At 39.3% G+C, this 3,237-nt stretch carries 2 protein-coding genes and 1 pseudogene; all 3 read left to right on the top strand.

Annotation, left to right across the window (positions count from 1 at the left end; all coding sequences use genetic code 11):
* Nucleotides 1-99 precede the first annotated feature (99 nt).
* Nucleotides 100-420: a hypothetical protein gene (locus tag E5329_RS28690; protein ID WP_135992519.1), complete on the top strand. Its 321-nt coding sequence runs from the start codon at nt 100-102 to the stop codon at nt 418-420.
* A complete protein-coding gene (locus E5329_RS28685) occupies nt 417-599 on the top strand; it encodes a hypothetical protein (RefSeq protein WP_135992518.1) in 183 nt (60 codons plus the stop codon). Before E5329_RS28690 ends, E5329_RS28685 begins: the two co-directional genes overlap by 4 nt.
* Nucleotides 600-2,548: 1,949 nt before the next feature.
* Nucleotides 2,549-3,237: pseudogene (locus E5329_RS28680) on the top strand (transposase); the annotation flags it as partial.

The following is a 3,237-nucleotide window of genomic DNA, read 5'->3' as shown; positions in this document are numbered from 1 at the left end:
GTATTAAAATATAAAGCGTATATGGATATGACTCCGGAAGAGGTAATCGAGAAAGAGCCAAGGTATAAATTAACGCTATAAAATTCTAAGGAGAATACTGTGGAACGGATACCAGAAGAAGTACTTCAGGCATATGAAGTCAGTGAATCTTACCAGAAGCTGAAAAAAATTCGGAACGATAACAGTAAAATATTGCAGGGATATTATAGAAAATATAAAGATAGGCTTTCATATTTTAAGAAAGAAGCAGCAAAGAAACTGGCTCACGAACGATATGGCACAGGAATGATATTGCCAAGGGGCAGGCTGTGTCCAGGGAATATGGAAGCATTGAGAATTGGAAATGTAAAGAGGGGGAGGATTGTAAAAGAGTATGTGAATCCCGGGTATGTCTATGGTTATGATAGGAGACCAACTTGATTACAAGTGAAATGGTGGAAGGAGAAATTAGGGACAGAGAGTATGTTTTCTGGGAAAAACCAAATACTCAGGTGGGACTGCATTACAATGAGTTTTTAGGATTATGGAACTGTATAAAAATGGAACGGGCGCCCCGTGGCCAACTGGGCGTTAGTCCGCAACCAGCTTGCTATGAATGACAAGATGCAGGCACGTATTCTCAAGTATGAACAATATTGATCCTGCCATGAAAAACCGGCAGCTTTGAAAACTGCCGGTAAGGAAATTATATAAAACTTACACATTTTTCTTGACAAACCCAAATAAAAATGAAGGACATTGCAATAAACAATAGGAAGCTTCAAACATGCTCTGAATCCAATGCTTATTTTTGGCGTAAACACGATTCCTTAATTTTATTACACCAGTTTATAACTTTTGTAACAAAAAAATGCCGTACAGGGCTTTCTGTTGTATAATGAATTTGAGCAAAACATTACAAAGGGGTCATTGTCGATACTCTGAAAATAAGATATAATATTCATGTTGTCCTACCGATGCCTGGCAACGGGAGGAGGTGTTCACATGGAAGTTATCGTTTCTTTTATTGTTGCTGTCATGGCTGGCGTGATTAGCCATCTCGTCTGCAAATGGCTTGATAGCAAGGACAAAAAGGACAACAATTAGCCTAGTGGGCGCTTTGCCACTATAAAAGGCAAGAAGAATCCCCGGACTGTACGCAACTACGGTTCGGGGATTCGTTTCTTCGTCCACATGGACTTATCGTTTCTTTTAGCCTAATGGCATTATAGCATATGCAGAAATCTTTTTCAATATGCTTGCCACAAAAAAATCATTACCATTACCTGGAAATTTCTATGATTGTGCGCTTTTCAAACAGTATACACTAGAAAACGAAGAAATCGTGATTTTTCTTGACAATCCTGCGCCCTCTTTGCCCATAATTGGAACAAAAGGAGGGATGGGGAAAGTGGAAGGAAAAGTGGCAAAGCACCCACCAGGCTATTTGCTGTCCTTATCATGCCTGTCTAGCCATTTGCTGATGAGGTGGCAAACCACACCTGCTGCGACAGTCACTAGATAATTCGGATTGTGGTTGTAACAATCCGATGCCCGCTATCACTGTGGACGCTTTTACTAAGTAATTTCTTCGTGTAGTTAATATTTTTGATTTCTGTCTATACATTCCGAAAAAAGCTTATTTTTTTATTATGTTCTTATCTGGTTTCGTTCTTCTGTAAATTTGCTACGTACCAATTCACAAAACAGAGCTCAGCAGAAAAGACACATTTATCCCCTTACTCTCCAAGCATCCATATCATTACACAAATCCATATATTCCACTGAAAATAATTCTTTTCTCCTTTTTGGTTTTTGATTTAAAACTATATCCCTTTATCTCTAAAAAAACAATATTTATTGTATAAACCGCTTTTTTTAGCGTAACTTTTACTCGCCTCTCCACTCTCCCATATAACCAGCCAGCGCCTTTAAAAATTCTTCTTTTCTATATTTGCTTATCGTAAAGCTGAATAGTAATAAATCCGCCCTGACATTTTAAAAACAATTTTTCTTCTGCTTTCAGTAGTTTCTTTCTATATACTTTGTCTAATACTTTTTGTATTTTATTATACAAAATAGGTTTTGCCAAACTTTGTTCTCACTTCAACATGTTTTTTCCATATTGCTCAACGTAGTCTGCTATCTTCTTATTGTATTCCATTATGTCATCGCATAACCCTACCTTTATCAACCCATTCCCTTCCTATTGCTTTTGAGAATCTTTTTTTCAGCTCTGACGCTTAAAAAAATTAATTAAAAAACCTCCCATTTTATGGGAAGATGCGAGATAATAGAATTAGATAAAAACTTATTTTTTCGCACCACCATAAAAGAGAGGAGGTTTTACCATGAAGCAAGAATAAAAATCAGAAGAAAAGAAGCCAGGGAACACTTGGCACAGTTTAACCTTGCCTGTGAATTAACCAAGCTGATCCGGCATTTTTTTCCAGATCTGCTCCCATTATTGAAACAACTCCCAGATCCCAGACATCAGAGTTATATCACATACCCTGGCGTGATTCTTCTTATGACCCGTATTCTTTCTTCTTTATTTTACATTAGCAGTATGCGAAAAACAAGCGAAGAATTCAATTCGGAGATCATAATAAGAAATATCTGGACACTGTGCGCAGAAGAGCCTGTGGTCGATGAGCTGCCTTATTGGGAAACAATCAACCGGTATCTGGAAAGACTGGAACCGGAAAAACTACAGGATGTCATAAATTGTCTGTGCCGCAGACTGCTGCGCAGCCGGGCATTTGAAGATATGCGCATCAGGGGGAAATACTGGCAGGTTATCATAGACGGGACACAGCTTTGCAGCAGCCGGAGAGAACTGGACGGAAAAAGCCTGCACCGGACTCATAACAGGGGGACAGAAAAAGAGTGCCAGGAGAACTATTATTATGTGCTGGAAGCAAAGCTAGCGCTGCATCCCCAAATCCTTATAAGCATACAGACAGAATTTGTAGACAATGAAAAAGTGAAAGAAATGGAGAAGCAGGACTGTGAAAGAAAGGCCTGCTGGCGTTTAATGGAAAAGCTGAAAAAAGCATTTCCAAGACTGCCCATCTGCCTGTGCGGGGACAGCCTGTATGCCTGTGAAGGTTTTTTTGAAAGGTGCAAAGAAAAAAACTGGCGTTATATCCTGCGGTATAAGGAGGGGAGCATCCCGACTATTGGGGGAGAATACAGGAAAGTGAAAGAAATGGAGAAGAATTATCAGGAGCGCGAAACGGAGACAGGGAAGGAATG

Source organism: Petralouisia muris, assembly GCF_004793545.1.
GTDB classification, from domain to species: domain Bacteria; phylum Bacillota; class Clostridia; order Lachnospirales; family Lachnospiraceae; genus Petralouisia; species Petralouisia muris.
Note: the sequence above shows the minus strand (reverse complement) of the source record. Positions and strands in the feature narration are given on the sequence as shown.